The 481-nt window shown below is 63.6% G+C and carries 1 pseudogene; it reads right to left on the minus strand.

Annotated features, from left to right (window positions below):
- Positions 1–481 (minus strand): annotated as a pseudogene (locus ACWTU8_RS32425) (hypothetical protein); the annotation flags it as partial.

The following is a 481-nucleotide window of genomic DNA, read 5'->3' on the forward strand; positions in this document are numbered from 1 at the left end:
TCCAGCCAGGCAGCAGGCGGGCATTGAGATCGATCAACACTTTCGTTCCTCGCGCCATCGCGAGCGCGTCCACATCAAGCGGCTTGGGTGGGAGGCCCTTCGCCTTCAGCGCCTTGTCGCCATCGCGGCGAAAGCGAACGATTGCGGCGATCGTGTCAGCTTCCAGCTGGATCGTCCGCAGCGTATCGACAGGGGCGTCTGTTCCCGAGCGTCCCCTGGCGATGATGCCGAAGGCCGACTCCGCCTGGTCGACTCGAAACAACAAATGCGCGCTCAACGCTCGCTCGACCGACATCGGCGGTTGCGGACACGCCGCGAACAACCGATCGCGTAGTCCGGTCATATCGACCTTGGCTCTACGGTACTTCGTGGTTACCAGCTCCGGCAATAGACGACGTGCCGCATCGCTGACCACTTCGGGTTCCCAGCGCAGATGGCGCTGCGCACCTAGGAGCGACTCGAGCAGCCCAACAGCCAGGCG

The organism is Mesorhizobium sp. BHbdii (assembly GCF_053848045.1).